At 69.3% G+C, this 16,327-nt stretch carries 15 protein-coding genes and 1 tRNA gene; 7 read left to right on the plus strand and 9 right to left on the minus strand.

Annotated elements, in window-relative coordinates; all coding sequences use genetic code 11:
* Positions 1-158: 158 nt before the first annotated feature.
* The 4 genes from galU (at position 159) to IPK24_06055 (ending at position 3,524) form a co-directional block, all read left to right on the plus strand.
* Positions 159-1,112 carry a UTP--glucose-1-phosphate uridylyltransferase GalU gene (gene galU / locus IPK24_06040; GenBank protein MBK8075125.1) on the plus strand — a complete coding sequence of 318 codons (954 nt, stop codon included), beginning with the start codon at positions 159-161 and terminating at the stop codon, positions 1,110-1,112.
* A gap of 140 nt (positions 1,113-1,252) precedes the next feature.
* On the plus strand, positions 1,253-2,509 hold the full coding sequence (locus IPK24_06045) for a molybdopterin molybdotransferase MoeA (GenBank protein ID MBK8075126.1): 1,257 nt from the start codon (positions 1,253-1,255) through the stop codon (positions 2,507-2,509).
* The gene (moaC, locus tag IPK24_06050) at positions 2,506-3,018 is read left to right on the plus strand and encodes a cyclic pyranopterin monophosphate synthase MoaC (protein ID MBK8075127.1); all 513 of its coding nucleotides are present in this window, start codon (positions 2,506-2,508) and stop codon (positions 3,016-3,018) included. Before IPK24_06045 ends, moaC begins: the two co-directional genes overlap by 4 nt.
* Positions 3,015-3,524, plus strand: a complete 510-nt coding sequence (locus IPK24_06055) for a MogA/MoaB family molybdenum cofactor biosynthesis protein (GenBank protein ID MBK8075128.1) — start codon at positions 3,015-3,017, stop codon at positions 3,522-3,524. The genes moaC and IPK24_06055 overlap by 4 nt, the downstream gene beginning before the upstream one ends.
* Positions 3,525-3,668: 144 nt before the next feature.
* Here the strand turns inward: IPK24_06055 and IPK24_06060 are convergent, their stop codons facing one another.
* Positions 3,669-6,074, minus strand: coding sequence for a hypothetical protein (locus IPK24_06060; GenBank protein ID MBK8075129.1), 2,406 nt, complete (start codon positions 6,072-6,074; stop codon positions 3,669-3,671).
* Positions 6,075-6,356: 282 nt separating this feature from the next.
* On the opposite strand from IPK24_06060, the gene IPK24_06065 reads away from it, so the two are divergent.
* The gene (locus IPK24_06065; protein MBK8075130.1) at positions 6,357-7,043 is read left to right on the plus strand and encodes a GNAT family N-acetyltransferase; all 687 of its coding nucleotides are present in this window, start codon (positions 6,357-6,359) and stop codon (positions 7,041-7,043) included.
* Between the two features lie 169 nt (positions 7,044-7,212).
* Entirely contained in the window at positions 7,213-8,109 is an 897-nt protein-coding gene (locus IPK24_06070; GenBank protein ID MBK8075131.1) for a hypothetical protein, read from the plus strand.
* A 329-nt stretch (positions 8,110-8,438) separates the two neighbouring features.
* Here IPK24_06070 and IPK24_06075 read toward each other — a convergent pair whose 3' ends face one another.
* Positions 8,439-10,064, minus strand: a complete 1,626-nt coding sequence (locus tag IPK24_06075; GenBank protein MBK8075132.1) for a BCCT family transporter — start codon at positions 10,062-10,064, stop codon at positions 8,439-8,441.
* Between the two features lie 278 nt (positions 10,065-10,342).
* Between IPK24_06075 and IPK24_06080 the strand changes: the two genes are divergently transcribed.
* Positions 10,343-10,416, plus strand: a tRNA-Ala gene (locus tag IPK24_06080).
* Positions 10,417-10,521: 105 nt separating this feature from the next.
* Here IPK24_06080 and IPK24_06085 read toward each other — a convergent pair.
* The 7 genes from IPK24_06085 to IPK24_06115 form a co-directional block, all read right to left on the minus strand.
* A complete protein-coding gene (locus IPK24_06085) occupies positions 10,522-12,330 on the minus strand; it encodes a recombinase family protein (GenBank protein MBK8075133.1) in 1,809 nt (602 codons plus the stop codon).
* Complete coding sequence (locus tag IPK24_06090; GenBank protein ID MBK8075134.1) at positions 12,327-12,596, minus strand: ImmA/IrrE family metallo-endopeptidase; 270 nt, start codon at positions 12,594-12,596, stop codon at positions 12,327-12,329. Before IPK24_06090 ends, IPK24_06085 begins: the two co-directional genes overlap by 4 nt.
* A 519-nt stretch (positions 12,597-13,115) precedes the next feature.
* Positions 13,116-13,517 (minus strand): helix-turn-helix domain-containing protein, encoded by a 402-nt coding sequence (locus IPK24_06095; protein ID MBK8075135.1) that lies wholly within the window; start codon positions 13,515-13,517, stop codon positions 13,116-13,118.
* 167 nt (positions 13,518-13,684) lie between these two features.
* Positions 13,685-14,299, minus strand: a complete 615-nt coding sequence (locus IPK24_06100) for an antirestriction protein ArdA (protein ID MBK8075136.1) — start codon at positions 14,297-14,299, stop codon at positions 13,685-13,687.
* Positions 14,292-14,612, minus strand: coding sequence for a hypothetical protein (locus IPK24_06105; protein ID MBK8075137.1), 321 nt, complete (start codon positions 14,610-14,612; stop codon positions 14,292-14,294). Before IPK24_06105 ends, IPK24_06100 begins: the two co-directional genes overlap by 8 nt.
* A gap of 132 nt (positions 14,613-14,744) precedes the next feature.
* Entirely contained in the window at positions 14,745-15,335 is a 591-nt protein-coding gene (locus tag IPK24_06110) for a site-specific DNA-methyltransferase (protein ID MBK8075138.1), read from the minus strand.
* A complete protein-coding gene (locus IPK24_06115; protein ID MBK8075139.1) occupies positions 15,332-16,072 on the minus strand; it encodes a replication-relaxation family protein in 741 nt (246 codons plus the stop codon). The genes IPK24_06110 and IPK24_06115 overlap by 4 nt, the downstream gene beginning before the upstream one ends.
* Between the last annotated feature and the right edge of the window lie 255 nt (positions 16,073-16,327).

Raw genomic sequence — 16,327 nt, forward strand, 5'->3', positions numbered from 1 at the left:
GTAAGAATGGGGCAGCGCCCGCGCGTCGTACGACGACTCGGGCCGACACCCTGCGCGATGGTGTTCCGCCGGGTGACACCGACAATCGGCCGGGGGCCGCAGGGGACGGCTCGGGCCGTCTCCCGTGGATGACGTGGGCATACGCCAGGGGAGTGGACATGACAGACGTGATCAGCAGCGTGGCGGCCGCCACCAACGTCGCCGCGCAGGCGGGGCTCGGGCCGGCCGTGACCAAGGCCGTGATCCCGGCGGCGGGCCTGGGGACCCGCTTCCTGCCGGCGACCAAGGCGACTCCCAAGGAGATGCTGCCGGTCGTCGACAAGCCGGCCATCCAGTACGTCGTCGAAGAGGCGGTCGCGGCCGGCCTGTCCGACGTCCTGATGATCACCGGGCGGAACAAGAGCTCGCTCGAGAACCACTTCGACCGCGCCTGGGAGCTCGAAGAGGCGTTGCAGGCCAAGGGAGACCTCAATCGGCTGGCCCGGGTCCGCAAGTCCAACGTGCTCGCCGACGTGCACTACGTGCGCCAGGGTGACCCGCGCGGTCTCGGGCACGCGGTGATGTGTGCGGCCAACCACGTGGGCAACAGCCCCTTCGCGGTGCTCTTGGGTGACGACCTGATCGACGTGCGTGACCCGTTGCTCTCGCGCATGATCGAGGTCCAGCGGCGCAGCCGCGCCTCGGTGGTGGCCCTGATGGAGGTGCCCCGCGAGCAGATCCACCTCTATGGCTGCGCCGCGGTCGAGACCACCGATCAGGACGATGTCGTCAAGGTCACCGGCATGGTCGAGAAGCCGGACGCGGCCGATGCCCCCAGCAACCTGGCCGTGATCGGCCGGTACGTGCTGCACCCGCGGATCTTCGACGTCCTGGCCACGACGGCTCCCGGTCGCGGTGGCGAGATCCAGCTGACCGACGCGTTGCAGACCCTGACCGACGCCGAGGGCGAGGGCGGTGGCGTCTACGGCGTGATCTTCCGCGGCCGGCGATACGACACCGGCGACCGGCTCGACTACCTCAAGGCCGTCGTCCAGATCGCCTGTGACCACCCCGATCTGGGCGCCGACCTGCGCACCTGGCTGAAGGGGTACGTGGCGAAGCTGGAGGACTGACCTAGCCACCCCTCGCCCACCCACCCCTCGCCCATGATCACCGTTGGATCGCAGTTTCCCCCGGTTCAACCGGAGCAAACTGCGATCCAACGGTGATCATGGGCGGTTGTGATCATGGGGCCTCGCCGTAGGCTGACCCGATGATTGCCGTCGAGGAGCACCTGGCCAGGTGCCTGGCTCTGGTGGAGTTGCTCGCACCCCGTGAGGTCGAGCTGCTGGCTGCCCGTGGTCTGCTGCTCGCGCAGGACGTCACGTCCGGGCTGGATCTGCCGGCGTTCGCCAACTCGGCGATGGACGGCTACGCGGTCCGCTGCGAGGACGTCGCGGGCGCCGGTGAGCAGACGCCCGTCGTGCTGCCCGTGGTGGCCGATGTGGCGGCCGGACCGAGCGCCCCGCTGAGCATGGCGCCGGGCACGGTGGTGCGCGTCATGACGGGTGCGCCGGTTCCGGCCGGCACCGAGGCGATCGTGCCGGTGGAGTGGACCGATGCCGGGACCACCACGGTGACCATCCGGCAGGCGCCGCAGCCCGGCCAGTTCGTGCGCCACCCGGGCGAGGACGTCACGCGGGGAGAGCTGCTGCTGACCGCCGGGACCCGCCTGACGGCCCGCGACATCGGGCTGCTCGCGGCGGTGGGCCTCGACCGGGTGCCGGTGCATCCCGCGCCGCGGGTGGTGGTGGTCTCGACCGGCAGCGAGTTGGTGCCCCCCGGCGGCGAGCTGGGGTTCGGGCAGATCTACGACTCCAACGGGTATGCGCTGGTCGCCGCCGCCACCGATCTGGGCGCGCAGGCGCGCTATGCGGGTTTCGTCGGTGACGACGAGGCCGACGTCCGTGCCGCGCTGGACGCCGCGTGCGCCGATGCCGATCTCGTCATCACCAGCGGCGGGGTGTCGGCGGGGGCCTACGACCCCGTCAAGGCCGTGCTGTCGAGCAGCGCCTCGATGTGGTTCGGCAAGGTGGCGATGCAGCCGGGCATGCCCCAGGGGGCCGGCCGCTACGGGCCGGGTACCGCGGTGCTGACGTTGCCGGGCAACCCGGTGAGCTCGATGGTCTCGTTCGAGGTGTTCGGGCGGCCGATGCTGCGCACCCTGCTGGGTGAGCCCGATGTGCACCGGCCGCGGCGGACGGCGCGGGCCGCGGTGGCCTGGTCGTCGCCCGCCGGCAAGCGGCAGTTCGTCCGAGCCGTGCTGTCGGAGGGTGAGGGTTCGCCCGGGCATGCCGAGGTGGCGGGGATGGCCGACGTGGCGACGGTGCGTCCGGTGGGGGCGCAGGGATCCCATCTGGTGGCCGATCTCGCCGAGGCCACCTGTTTGGCCGTTGTCCCCGAGGACGTCACCCGGGTCGAGATCGGCGATCTCGTGGAATGCCTTGTGCTGGAAAGGGTTCAGCGATGAACGCGACAGAGGCCGGGCCGGCCGGCGCGGCGGCGCAGCCGCGGGGGCTGACCCATGTCGACTCGCGGGGCCAGGCCCGCATGGTCGACGTCTCGGCCAAGCCGGTGACAGCTCGTGAGGCCAGCGCCGCCGGTCGGGTGCTCTGTTCGCCCGCGGTGGTGGCGTTGCTGCGGGGCGACGGTGTGCCGAAGGGTGATGCCCTGGCGGTGGCAAGGATCGCCGGACTGCAGGCGGCCAAGCGCACGCCCGAGCTGGTCCCGTTGGCGCATCCCGTTGCGGTGCACGGGGTCTCGGTCGAGCTGACGGTGACCGACGAGGGGGTCGACATCGTCGCGACGGTGCGCACGGCCGACCGCACCGGGGTCGAGATGGAGGCCCTGACCAGCGTGGTGGTGGCTGCGCTCGCCCTGGTCGACATGGTCAAGGCGGTCGACAAGCAGGCGCGGATCACCGACGTGCGGGTGATCGCCAAGAGCGGTGGGCGTTCCGGCGACTGGCGGGCCGAGTGAGTGCCCCGGACGGCACCGTCCCGTCCCGGGCGCTGGTGATCACGGCGTCCAACCGGGCGGCGGCCGGGGTCTACGCCGACCGCGGTGGCCCGATCCTGGTCGAGGGCCTGCGTGAGCTGGGATTCGCGGTCGACGGTCCGCAGGTGGTGCCGGACGGCGAGCCCGTCGCGCAGGCCTTGCGGGCGGCGGTGGTCGCCGGTTACGCGGTGGTGCTGACCACCGGTGGCACCGGGCTCTCGCCGACCGACCGCACCCCCGAGGCCACCCGATCGGTGATCGACCGTGAGGTGCCTGGTATCGCTGAGGCCATTCGGGCGCAAGGGGTTTCGGCGGGGATCGCGACGGCTGCCCTGTCGCGCGGGGTGGCCGGGCTGGCGTCGTCCACGCTGATCGTCAACCTGCCCGGCTCACCGGGAGGCTGCCGGGACGGGATCGCGGTGCTGCGCGCCGTCCTGCCGCATGCCGTCGATCAGGTGCGCGGCGGCGACCACCCCACCCCGTCCTGAGCCACGGGACACCCTGATCGGCGTGAGGGTGGGCCAACGGCGCTGCCCGGCGCGCTCAGGGTCAGCGCGCCGGGCAGCCTCCTCCCCCCGGACCCGGGGGCGATACCGGGCCACCCCGACGGGTGGCCCGATCGCAGGTGATGGCTAGGGGGCCATCACCTGAGCCGTGGTGGCACTGGTGTTACCGGCCTTGTCGGTGGCCCGCAACGCATAGGCCGCGCCGGGCACCGCCGGCAGCGTCGCCTTCCAGTTGGTGCCGCTCCAGACCACCTGGTCGCCCCGGTAGACCTGGAACCGCAGTCCGGTCTCGGCGGCCGACCAGGCCACGGTCACGGTGCCGTCGCCGTTGTCGGTCACGCTGGGCGAGGCCGGCGTCGCCGGGGCGACGGTGTCGACCCGGGGGAAGCGCGAGAAGCCACCGGAGGTCTGCCAGGTGGTGCTGGCCACCTTGGTGCGGGTGGTGTCGCCACCGGCCCAGAGCACGCCGTTGGTGTCGACCGTCATCGCCCAGGGACCGCGGACCGCACGCGTCTCCATCTGGGGCTGGAAGCTGCCGATCATGCGTCCGGTGGTGGCGTCGTAGGCGCCGATGTAACGCAGGCCCTCGACATTGTCGAAGTTGTTCGGCACCGGCCAGGTCGTCGCGCCGCCGTAGTTGTGCGACAGGATGCAGTGGCAGGACCCGTAGACCACATCCTGGTCGGCCGCCGAGGACTGGAAGTCCCCGCCGCCCCCGTTGTCGTTCTGGGTGACGTTGCCCCGCAGCAGTGCGAACGTCGGCCGGTTGTAGACGAAGAACGCGTGCTCCGATCCGCCCAGCCAGAACCGGTCACCGACCTCGATTCCGGTCTGCTGGTACGGGTTACCGGTCGCGGTGCTGGGCACGAACTTCGCCAGTCCGGGAACCGGGACGGCGCTCGCGCCGGTGGACACGACCGTGAACCGGTAGGCAGGGGTCGCGCCGTCGTTCATCGTCGCCATGAATCCGCCGTAGTAGGCGCGGTCGCCCGCGGCGCTCAGCTCGACGAAGATCGGCGTCCCGTCGAAGGCGGGGTTCCACGCGGCGTCCGGTCGGCCGGTGGCGGCATCGAGGCGAGCGGCCCGCTTGAGGTAGCTGAATCCGGCCCCGCCGCCCGAGAGGTGGCTGAAGCTGCCGCCGAGGTAGAGCGTGGTGCCGCTCAGGTCCATCGCGGTCACGGTGCCGGGTGAGGTCACTCCGTTGGCCCGCAGCTCGACGGCACTGGTGAATCCGGGATCGGCCTGACCGGTGACCGGGTCGAGTGCCACCAGCCCGGCCCGAGCGACCCCGTTGACCGTGGTGAACTCGCCGCCGACGGCCAGGCCACCGTTCGGCAGGGCGACGAGGGCATTGACCTTGCCGTTGAGCACCGGCCGGAACCCGGGGATCCAGGCGCCGGTGGTCACGTCGAAGGCGGCCAGGTACTTCTGCGGCGTGGAGGTCTTGGCCACGTAGTCGTCGACCTTGGCGAAGTTGCCGCCGACGAACATCGTCGAGCCGATCTGGGCCAGTGCCCGCACCTCGGTGTCGCGCTCGGTGGTGAACCCGTTGGCCAGACCGCTCACGCCGGCCGGTTGCGCGGCGGCGAGATTGGAGGCGGTGCGGCGCACGGTGCTCGACGGCAGCCCGGCGGCCACCGACGGCCAGGTGAGGGTGTCCCAGCGCACGTTCGGGCGCAGGTAGAGCTGGGCGAACGGAATCGCCCAGCCGGCGTTGGTGGCCGACCACATGTAGGTGGTGGCCGACTTGGTCCCGATGACCTGCGAGCCGTAGCCGAATCCGGGCAGGAAGGTGTTCGAGATCCGCTTGCTGGTGCGCATGGTGTTGCCGCGCAGCGTGTCGGCGCCGTTGGAGACGGTCCAGCCGCCGGCAACGGCCACCCCGTTGTAGGTCGCCTTGGTCAGCGGGTAGGTGGCGCCCAGGGCCCAGCGCCAGTCGCCGAACCGGCTCGGGTAGAGCCGCACCTCCTGCCAGAGGCTGGCGGTGGCCGTGGCGGCCCGGCGCACCCGCAGGCCGTCCGGGAGGGTCTGGACGGCGGCGCCGTTGAGCAGGCCGCGCACGGTGGTGCCGTCGAGGTGCTTGGGAGCGAAGGCCGCGGTGCCGGTGATCGTGGCGGCCACCTCGGCGCTGCTGCCCTGGCCCTCCTCCAGGAACGACCAGCCCTCACGGCCGCGACCGATGAGCACCCAGCCGCCGCCGTCCGTGGTCATGTCGCAGTAGAACTGGTCCGGTGCGGCCATGCTCGGGGTGTAGAGCCAGTACAGGCCGCTCGGGGCGCTGGGGTAGGACAGCTTGATGTCCAGGCACGAGGCGAGCGCCTTGTCGGCGCGGCTGCCGTCCCGGCCGTCGGGGCGAGGGAGCACCACTCCGGTGACGACCGGCACGCCCCCCTTGGGTGCGGCGCTGACCGGACCGCCGCCGAGGATGTCGGCCGAGGCGGGGGACATGAGCGACAGCGGAGCGATCACGATCGCCGCGGCGACCGCCATTCTGATGGCGGTGGTGGGGGAAGGCAGGCGGTACATCGTCACCCTTCGTCCAGCTTCGGGAGGTACATCCAGGTCCAGCTGATCGGTTACTCAGAGTGAAATCGTAGGAAGGGTTACGCCCTGTGACCAGGGTGTTCTCCAGAGTTCCCCCACGTGTAGTAATCGCGGGCCGGTCGGGTGCCTCGATCGCCTGTTCGGTTCAGGCGGGCTGGCGGGGCGTCGCGTACCAGGGGGGTGACACACTGCTACGTATGGACGACGATCACCGTGGACAGGGGCGAGGCCGTGGTTGACGCATTCCCCACCGGCCGGCGCCCCTGGCCGGTGGAGCTCAGGGAGGGGCCGGTGAGCCTGCGACCGCTGCGTCGCCGGGACGCCAAGCGGTGGCGCGCCGTCCGCTCGACCAACATCGCCTGGCTCGCCCCCTGGGAGGCGACTCACCCGGAAGCCGGTGAGGCGGCGCCGAGCTTCACGCAGATGGTGCGGGCCTTCACGCGTGAGGCCAAGGCGGGGCGCATGCTGCCCTTCGCCGTGATCCTCGATGGCGAGCTGGTCGGGCAGCTCACCGTTGCCGGAATCACTTGGGGCTCATTGCGTTCGGGCCATATCGGGTACTGGGTCGATCGATCCGTGGCCGGCCGCGGGGTGATCCCGACGGCGGTGGCGCTGGCTGCCGATCACTGCTTCTTCACCGTGGGGCTGCATCGGGTCGAGGTCAACATCCGGCCCGAGAATCAGGCCAGTCTGCGGGTGGCGCAGAAGCTCGGATTTCGGCCCGAGGGCATTCGCCGACGGTTCCTGCACATCGACGGTGACTGGCGCGATCACGCCACCTTCGCCCTCACGCGGGAGGAGGTTCCCGACGGTCTGATGCCGCGGTGGCGGACCTTGATGGAGGACCGTCAGGCGGAGGGGCTGTCCGGTGGGTTGGGTGTCGATCCTCGCCAGTCGTCCGTCCTGTCACGCCAGTCACAGCAGTTACCACCAGACTCTGCAGCGACACACCGCTGACGGTGCGTGAGGTCACCCTCACGGCAGCTTACGTTTGCCTATCGTGCAGCCCAGCTCCCTCGTCTTCGTCGCGATCATCGCGGTGTGGGCTGCCATTCTCCTGCCACTGTGGGTATCGAGCCGCGAGGCCCTGGGGCACTCTCGTGGGGCGGATCGTGACTCTGAGCACATGAGGATGCTCGCGCGGCGTGAGACGCGGCCGGCCTCGACCGGTACGCCGTCGTCGGCCCCGTTACTGAACGCCTCGCCCCGTGGCCGGGGTGATACGCCGGTGATCACCGCGGGTCGCGGGCCGGGTCTGTCGGAGCCCCACGCGGCGTCCGGGTTCACGCGTGCGGTTCGCGCTGCCGCCTCACCGCGGGTGAGCGCCGCCGGGCGACGTGCCCGGGTGCTGGCCACGCTGACGGTGTTCGCGCTGACGTCGTGGGCCGTCGCGGCCCTGCCGCAGGTGCCGGCCTGGGTGGCGGTCCCCGCCACGGGGCTGCTGCTCGTCGATGTCCTGGTGCTGGTGGCGACCGGGCGGCGTCGCGTGAGCCGGCGCCGGGTGCAGGCCCGCCGGGTGGCCATGGGCGTGGTGGCGGCCCAGCAACGGACGGCGGTGCGTCGTCCTCGGGCCGCGGGTGCGGTGCCGCGGCAGGAGCGCTCGACCGTGGCGGCGTCCTCGGGTTCGTCGGTGCCATCGGCGCGGTCGGTGCACGACGAGACGGATGCCTCGACCGATCGGCTCGACCTGGACGCCATCGCTGCGGCGGCAGCGGCGGCTGCCGCGACGACCGGACCGGTTGGCGACACCTGGACCCCGGTGCCGGTGCCGCGGCCGACCTACATGCTCAAGCCGGTGGTGCACCGGGCCGACCCACCGCCCCTGGTCGACCCGGCGGACGCCGAGTCGCTCATCACCTCGGCCACCACGCCCCAGGCGGTGGAGCGGCCCGCGCCGGTTGCCGAGACGCCCGAGCCGCGGGTCGCTGCGGCCTCCGGTGAGTTGCGGCCGTGGGAGGTCGAGCACACCTGGGCCGACGACCTGGATGTCTTCCTGGCCCGTCGGCGCGCCGCCAACGGCTGAGTGCCGTCCGAGCTGCAGGTCATGGGCTTCCGAGTGGCTCGCCTGGCCTGACCCGACTCTCACCTGACCTGGCCCTCACCTGACCTGGCCCCCGCCTGACCTGACCCCCGCCTGACCCGACTCCTGAGTGCGGTCACTTCTGGTCGGTTGACAACGATGTCAGTGGTTGAAAGTGTCCACAGATCGGCCGGAAGTGACCGCAGGAGTCCGGAAGTGACCGCAGGAGGCTGCATCTGAGCGGCAAGGACGGTTGTGAGGACTGATCGCTCTGATCGGTCCTCCGGACGAGCCGCGACGCCCCGGGGGGGAGTGGGGCGCCGCGGCGTCCGTCAGTCGTTCGGGAACTTCTCGGCGTGGATGACGGCCTTGCGCACCTTGGGTCGCAAGGTCGCCTCGAACGACTCCGCCCGCAGGGATTTCACCAGTGACAGACACAACCCGAGCAGGATCAACAGGAACGGCCCGGCGACGATGATCACCAGGGTCTGCAGTGCCTGTAGTCCCCCGGCCACCAGGAGCACGCCGGCGACGGCGCCCGTGGCCACGCCCCAGAACACGGTGAGCGTCCGGTTCGGGTGTTCGGTGCCGCGCTGGCTCAGCATGCCCATCACGATCGAGGCACTGTCGGCGCCGGTGATGAAGAAGATCGCGATGAGGAAGATCGCCAGGACGACGGTCACCCCGGAGGCCGGGAACTCGCGCAGCGTGAAGAACAGGGCGTTCTCCAGGCCGGTCTTCAGCTCACCGGCCATGTCGACCTTCTGGTTGAGCTGCAGGTCGAACGCTGCGCCGCCGAGGATCGCGAACCAGGCGAACGAGACCAGGCTCGGTACCAGGATCACGAAGATGACGAACTGGCGGATGGTGCGGCCCTTGGAGATGCGGGCGATGAACATGCCGACGAAGGGCGTCCACGAGATCCACCAGGCCCAGTAGAAGATCGTCCAGCCGCTGATCCAGTCGCCACCGCCGAACGCTCCGGTCCTGAAGCTCATGGTGGGCAGGGTGGTGAGGTAGGCGCCCATCGACTCGGTGAACGTGCTGAGGATGAACACGGTGGGCCCGACGACGAACAGGAAGAAGACGAGCAGGGCGGCGGCCACGGCGTTGGCGTTCGAGAGCCACTTGATGCCCTTGTCGATGCCGCTGATCGCCGACAGCACGAAGCAGACGGTCAGGACGGCGATCACCGAGACCGCGGCGACCTTGCTGTCGGTCTTGGTGCCGAATACCTCACCCAGGCCGCCGGTGATCTGCAGTGCGCCCAGACCGAGCGAGGTGGCCGATCCGAACAGGGTGGCAAAGATGGCGACGATGTCGATCGCCTTGCCGGCCGGCCCGTTGGCGCGGTCGCCGATCAGGGGGTGGAAGGTGGCGGAGATCAGGTTGCCGCGGTCCTTGCGGTAGGCGAAGTAGGCGATCGACAGGCCGATGACGGCGTACATCGCCCAGGGGTGGAAGCCCCAGTGGAAGTAGGTGTACTCCATCGCGAGCCGCGCGCCCTCGCCGCTGGCCGGCTCGGCCAGGCCGAGCGGGGGAGTGTTGAGGTGGGTGAGCGGCTCGGCGACGCCGTAGAACATCAGGCCGATGCCCATGCCGGTGGCGAACATCATCGAGACCCACGAGAAGGTCGAGAACTCGGGTTCGTCCTCGTCTTTGCCGAGCTTGATGTTGCCGTACCGCGTGAGTGCGAGGTAGGCGGAGAAGATGACGAAGAAGGCGCTCGACAGGACGAAGAGCCAGCCGAAGGACCCCGTGATCCAGCTCAGGATGCCGCTGGTCGCATCGGCCAGGCCGTCGGGGTCGATGGCGCCCGAGACGAGGAAGAGCAGAGAGATGGCGGCGGCGATCCCGAAGACGTAGCGATCCACGCTCGGGCGGGTGGTGATGTCGTGCTCCGCAGCGGCTGTCTGGGCCGTCGGAGCGGGGCGGGATTCCTCGGCGGTACTGGACATCTGCGTCCCCCTTGGCAGGGTTGACCGGACCAGGACGGCGCGGGCGGAACGATGCCGCGAGAACGGGTTTCGCGTCGGTGGGATGATTGCGCCTACTCACGAGCGTGACCTGGGTCACTGTCTGTGTCAAGACTTTTGTATCTTTATGCGCACTAAGTTGCGCAATATGCAACTTGCCTGGAGTGTCACGTCAGGCACGCCGGCTGAATGCGCTGGGGCGGGTGGCTCGGATCTGATTCGGAAGGGTGGGCCACCAAGTGCTAGCCTGTCCGGGCCTTGGGGCTGTGGCGCAGTCTGGTAGCGCACCTCGTTCGCATCGAGGGGGTCAGGGGTTCGAGTCCCCTCAGCTCCACCCAAGTGGCGATCTTAGGGAAATCCCCCGACACAAGAAAAGGAGGCTGAAGCGCAAGCTGCGGCGTCGTTCTGTGTCAGCACCCCATTCGTCGCCCAACACCTGCTAAAACACCCCGTGCCGGTCCAGACCGCTCTCGTCTTCGTGCCCTGGCCCCAGCAACGCGCCAGGCCCCATATCGCTCGCATTGCGCGGGGCGCCATCCCCCAGCCCAGCCCCGTCCGTTGCCGCTCCGCTCTCCTCAGCACCACCGACGACCGTGGCCGTGACCACGGCCTCCCCGAACTCCGTCCGCTCTGCCCGGGCCACCCGAGGCCGACGGGTGTCATCCTCGGCATCGAGGTACAGCGCCTCCCACCAGGCCTGGTTGAACCCCCGACGGGTGGCCGCCCCTGCGCTCTCGTACCCCTGGGCCAGGCTCCCGGCGTAGTCCAGCGCTCGCCGGATGTTCTCCCGGGTATCGAGCTGCACCAGGACCAGGCCCTCAAGCTGACCCTCCAGCACGCTGAGCCGCTCGCCCAGCTCCTGCTGCTTCTCGACGGCAATGTCGTCCGGTATGGCCCCGCTCATGGCCTTGTCGGCCCACTTGTAGCGCTCTCGCTTCAGGGCATGCACCCGCTCACTGATCCGGTGCCGTTCCTGTTCGGTGGCGGCCTCATGCACGCCCAGGTCCTCCAGCACTGCAGCCTGCAGCCGGGTGATGGTCTCCTCGGCAATGTGCTCGAACCGCCAATGCCCGGTGACCACGTCTTCCACCAGCTCCACCGGCAGGAACGGCAGGTCACATCCGTTCTTCAGGGTGTGCCGCCCGTAGCAGAAGAAGTACTGGTAGCAGACTCCGAGCCGGCCCCGAGACTCTCCAAAGATCAGCTTCGAGTCACACCGCGCACAGCGCAGTGACCCTGCCAGGTAGTGATGGTTCCGGTAGGCCCGTTCCCCAGACTGACGGTGCGCCGCGAGCACCGTCTGCACCCGGTCGAAGACCGCCGCACTGATCAGCGGTTCGTGCTTGCCCGGGTGTTCCATCTTCCGCCAGGTCACGATGCCGATGTAGTACCGGTTGTGCAGGACCACCCCAAGCTTCTTGGCGTTCAGCGGCCGGGCGGCGCGCTTGGCCGAAGGCCGCTGCGTCAGTCCCCGGGCCTCCAGCTCAGCAGCCAGTCGGCTCAAGGTCCAGTCCCCGGTGGCGTAGGCCTCGAACGCCCACCGGATCAGTGGCGCCCGCTCCGGGTCCAGTTCCACCGTCCGTGTCTCTCGGCCCTCGACCAGCTTGCGGACGTTGCGGTAGCCGATCGGTGCCAGCGACGCCGTGCCGCCCGATGCCACCTTCTGCTGCGTGCCCTTGATGACCTCGTTCGCCAAGTTCCGGGAGTAGAACTCCGCGATCGAGCTCATGATCCCGTGCAGCAACAGCCCGGAGGGTGTCTCGTCAATGTTCTCGGTGACCGACACCAACTGCGCCCCCGCCGCCTTGATGCTGGCAGTGATGGTGACGTCATCCATTCGGTTGCGTGCCAAGCGGTCCACCTTGTGCACGATTACGAAGTCCACTGGTGCGGTAGCCACCTCGGCCAGCATCTTCTGCAGCTGGGGCCGGGCCGCTGACCGTGCACTCTCGCCCCGGTCGACGTACTCACCAACCACTACCGCATCCAGCGCCGCCGCCCGGCGCATGCAGGCTTCCCGCTGCGCCGGGATGGAGTACCCCTCCGGGTCGCCATCACGTTCGGCCTGTTCCTTGGTACTGACCCGCACATAGATCACCGCTCGCCGCTGCGGTGTTGGCTCACCAGCACCGGTGCCCTGGCCGCCAGCGGGTGTCATGCCATCCTCGACCACCGTCAGTGGGGGAGCGGTGATCCGCTCTCCCCGTCCGACGCCACGCACCGGCTGTCGCTCGGTCGCTTCGTTCACGCCGCTACCTCCACCGTGTGCACCCCGGACCGGCCCGGTCGTCTGTGGTCATCCTCGCGCCGATTGGCGCAGCGCTGCGGTGTCTCGCGCAGCCCCAAGGCCGCCAGCCGTCGGCTCATCGCCGGAGCCGACACCTGGAACAGATCCGCCAGCTCGCCGAGGCTCTGGTGGCCCTCGCCCCAGGCCCGCTTGACCCACATGCGGGGCATCAGCAGGCAGGCCGCGAACATGTCGGCGGCCAGCTCGACCTGTTCCTCGGCCGACACGTTGCCCCGGTTCTCGGTAGAGGACTCCGGCGAAGCGGTGATCCAGTGTGTGCTTGAACTCGTGCGCCAAGCTGAACCGTTGCCGTTCGAGCGGCTCACTGCCGCAGACACTGATCAGCCAGCGGCCGTTGACCCACTGGGCGCTGCCGGACACCGGCAGATCGACGTCACTGCGCACCACGTGGCGCGGCAGCTCGGTGATCAAGGCCTCTGGTGTCGGCGGTCCCTGCAGCCCTGCGAGTTCCAGCAGCCGGTTGGCCTGCAGTTCGGCCACGATGGCCGCTTCCTGGATCCCCAAGCTGCGCCGGGGGCAGAGCGCCCGCAGCACGGCCAGCACCCCACGCTCACCATTCCCGGCGCCCCGTGCGGTGGCCAGCCGCCGCCCGTCCGCTGTTCCGTGGAGGTGTCCTCCTCTCCTCGTTCTGGTTGTTGTTCGCATATTCCTACCCTCCTTTCTCGTTACTCGGTTGCCCGGTGGCGAGGGAAGCGCCAGCTTCCCAATCCCTCCGAGCATCACCTTCATCTGCGCACTGGTTCCTCTGGCTGCTCGTCCTCGCCATTGAGCGGTCCGCCTGCAGCTACTCCGCCGTATTGGGCGGCCACGGCAGTCAGGTAGGCCTCGACCTCGGCAATCGCCGATTCCGGCAGCACCCCGTATTTCGCCCGCAAGTACGGCCGCAGCGTGGGCACATCCTGTGGTGTGCTGTAGCCGGCCACCGCGAACAGGTCGGCTGCTGCCAAGCCAAGCGCACCCGCCAGCCCGCTCAGCGCTTCTGGTGATGGCGATGCAAACCGGCCTTGTTCCAGCCGCATCACTGATGACCGATTCAATCCCGCCGCCTCGGCCAGCGTCTCCAGGGTCCACCCCAATGCGCGCCGCCGCGCAGCGATCATCTGGCCTAATTCTTCTGCATTGTTCATCTACAACTCCTGCTTGTGTCTTAACCACTCCATTGTCGCTCTTTTGTTGCGTCAAAGCAACGACGAAATGGTCCACCCCCGACCTGTGACTCAAATCCATTAGAGGACGCCAATCCATCAAGCACGGGAACTGCATCCGCTCACCCCGCACATTCTTGTCGCACTGCTTAAGCATTCTCGAAGACATAGACACCCCCATTCCCCGCCATATACGTGACGGTCCCGCCGTACTCCAGGTCGTGGGCGAAGCCCGCCACCTGCAGCTGGACGTACCCATGCAGCCACTCCGGCAATGCGGCCAGTGCTTCCGTTGCTCCCCACTCGTCCAACAGGTTCTCGGCGTAGGCCTCGGCGGTCTGCCACCAGCCCCGGTAGTGCTCCATGAAGCCGCGCTCCTCGGCATGTGCCACCCCGACCAGCGCGACGTAGGCCCCGAAAGCCTCGCCGTGCGCCACCAGCCCTCGGGCCAGCGCCGTGACCGTCTCCACTGACTGGTACTCACCGAGCGGGATACCACCAAACTCGTCGTAGTCGTGGATGGCCCACTCTTCAGCTCCCGGTTCCCCGGACGAGCCCAGTACCCCTGCGATCGCCGCCCGCACATCCTCCGGTTCTGCGGCGGCATCCACCCAAGCGCCATGCAGCCGTCCAGCGTTGTAGTCGGCCAGGCTGGCCACGTAGATCCGGGGCCGCAACCCCACGGACCGCTCGCCCCGCTCGCCCGTCTCCGGCTCCCGCGCCGGCCCACCCTCCGCTTCCGTCCACGGTTCTCGTTCACCCATGCATCACCTCCTTTCCGTTCTCGTTGTTCTCCTTTCGCGCCTGCCGTTGTCGGGCGGCGTCCAGCCGCTCATGGGCCAGCGTCACGAACGCCGGGTTAAGTTCGATCCCCACCCAGTCCCGCCCGAGCGCCTCGGCAACGACCGCCACCGTGCCCGCACCCAGGAACGGATCAGCACCACTCCCGGTCGCCGCTCCGCCCGGCAACCACACCCCGGACGCAGTTCCCCGAGCACTGCCAGATGCCCCAGGCTGCGCTGCACCGGCTGCCGCACCCAGGCTCGCTGGCAATGGCTGCAGGTCCAGATTGGACAGCCCGCCGTCACCATCGGCCGCACCAGGGCTTCCGGGAAGGTCGCAAAGTGCGCCCCCCGGAAGTTGCTGGTGGCCACCGCCAGACGTCGCCGGGGTTCTTGCCGAGCGGGTGCCCCTGCAGCCCCTCGGCTTTCAAGGCCTCCAGCCCGCCCTGATCCCCGGCCAACGGTCCCGCCCACCGGTCGCCCCACCACCCAGGGGCCAGCGGCCTGCGCGCCCCTTAGCCCGGGCGCTGTGCGGCACCCGCACCGCATCGAGGTCGAAGAGGTACGCCCGTGACCGGGTCAGCAGGAACACCGGCTCCCAGCTCATGGCCAACCGATCGCGCACACTGCTCGGCATCGGATTCGTCTTGGCCCAGACGATCTTGTTGCGCACGATCCAGCCGTCATCGGCCAACCCGACCAGCAGTCGCTCTGGTCCGAGCAGCAGCGACTTGGCCTCTGCGCCCCAGCGGTTCCCCCGGCTGAACGAGTCCCCGACGTTCAGCCACACCGTGCCGCCCGGCACCAGCACCCGGGCGATCTCGCGCAGCACCGATCGCAGGTTTGTCACCCAGGCCTGCACATCGGCTTCAGCGCCGAGCTGCCCCGGGACGCCGTAGTCCCGCAGCGCGAAGTACGGCGGACTGGTCACGACGCAGTCCACTGATCCGCCCGGCAGGCTCTGCAGACGCAGCAGCGCATCGCCCGACAGGATGCTGTTGCGCGGCAGCGTCCTCATGACGCCGCCTCCCGGCCTGCTGCCGCATCGCCGCCGATCCCGCTGAGCGCCACCACCCCGGCCTCCACTCCGACGGCCACGACGTGCAGCTCGGTCGTCAGCCCCGGCGTACTCTCCACAAGCCGGACGAGCATGATGGCTCGGTGCTCGTTCGGCACCACCCACACCACCCGCGGGAAGATCCCCGGCTCAACGCCGACCACACCCAGCCGATAAGCCAGTTCGTACTGCCGCAGCTTGCGCAGCAGTGCAGGGGAGTGCTCCGTACCGCGATCGACTTCCACGAAGGCATGCCGCTCGTCCTCGCCGACCACCGTCACCACCAGCAGGTCTGGCTTCAGCCAGTCACTACCGTTCGCACTCTCGACCCGTCGCCAGCACTGTGGCTCGGCGACCACGTGCGTCAGCTCGCCGCCGTGCATCCGGCAGCTCAGCAGGGTGCGGATATACAGCTCAGCAATGTCCAGCGTGTGTTCCAGGAATCCATCGCTGACCTCACTGAGTCGCTTGCGTGGTGCCTGCCCGATCAGCCGGTGCCCGGCCGCCGACAGGCAGTAGACGAAGCCGGCACTCCCAGCGCGCACGCCACCAATGCGGCGGGGGAGACGCGTCATGAGGTGAAGGGAGACCAGCCGATGCAGGCAGCGCCGTGCAGCGCGAGCCGCGCTGTCAGAAGGCCCGAAGAACAGCAGCGTCAGCTGCGAACCACTGAGCAACCGGAACCGGGACACGCTCACCAGGACCGAGTAGTCACGATCACTGAGCTGCGACCGCAGCTGCCCCAACCCCCGGCGGCCGAGGCGGGGCGTGACGGCATGTTGAGTACCGTCACCACCCTCTGTCCCCGCCCCAATGGCGCCCGGGACCACCCCTGACGTCGCGGAACGCGACTGGCTGCTCGACGCGACCGGTCGGGCGATTGGACTGGCATCCAGACCAACGGCTGCTAATGGTGTGTTGCTCAGACCATTCCCCGCAGGCTCATGGTCTGG

Source organism: Kineosporiaceae bacterium, assembly GCA_016713225.1.
Taxonomy (GTDB): domain Bacteria; phylum Actinomycetota; class Actinomycetes; order Actinomycetales; family Kineosporiaceae; genus JADJPO01.